The sequence below is a fragment of the Neobacillus drentensis genome (assembly GCF_036965645.1).
GTDB classification, from domain to species: domain Bacteria; phylum Bacillota; class Bacilli; order Bacillales; family Cytobacillaceae; genus Neobacillus; species Neobacillus drentensis_D.
In genome coordinates this window covers 1-656 of the sequence record NZ_JBALPZ010000088.1, presented here as the reverse complement: position 1 = coordinate 656, position 656 = coordinate 1, and the positions used below count along the sequence as shown (strand labels likewise).

The 656-nt window shown below is 32.8% G+C and carries 1 protein-coding gene; it reads left to right on the top strand.

The features are described 5' to 3' along the window. Positions 1-93 precede the first annotated feature (93 nt). Positions 94-612 carry a CBO0543 family protein gene (locus tag V7266_RS30775; protein WP_420491437.1) on the top strand — a complete coding sequence of 173 codons (519 nt, stop codon included), beginning with the start codon at positions 94-96 and terminating at the stop codon, positions 610-612. Positions 613-656: the final 44 nt, after the last annotated feature.

Below are 656 nucleotides of genomic sequence, written 5' to 3'. Positions count from 1 at the left end.
GATCTACAGGAATGCTAACGGAGAAGTTTACTTGGGGAGGAAATCGTATGAATTTGAACTTTTTCACAGATATTAATAAAAAAGTGAAATTAGGTGTTACTTTTGCGTACTGCATTGTGTTTAATCCTATTACTTTGTTGCTGGAAATGGGGCGATTTCAATAACTGGGAGAAATACTACCCCACTATTTTATATATGATTGTAAATCAGCTTTTATATAATTTCTTTGTTGACGGGCATTATTTTCTTTGGAAGATGGAGAGTGAAAATTTTTTACTTGACAGAACATTTTCCGTATTAGTGGCAGCTTTTATAATTTTTCCTTGCATTATAATTTTGTTTCTTTCCCACTTACCCAAATCCCTGACGAAGCAAATGGGATATATATTATTATGGGGATTTATTCTTTGTGGTATAGAAGGAGTAATGTATTTAGCTGAAAAAATAACATATCATCATGGCTGGAATTACTGGTGGTCAATTGCTTTTAATTTCCTTATGGTAATTATGTTAAGATTTCATTACTTTAAGCCGATTTCAGCGTGGTTTGTTTCATTTGTATTTACGGCCTTTTTTGTAATTTATTTTCATGTTCCTTTGCCTGAACACTAAGCCATATATTGGGGTAAGAGTGAAAGAAGTGATTGCTGTAGAGG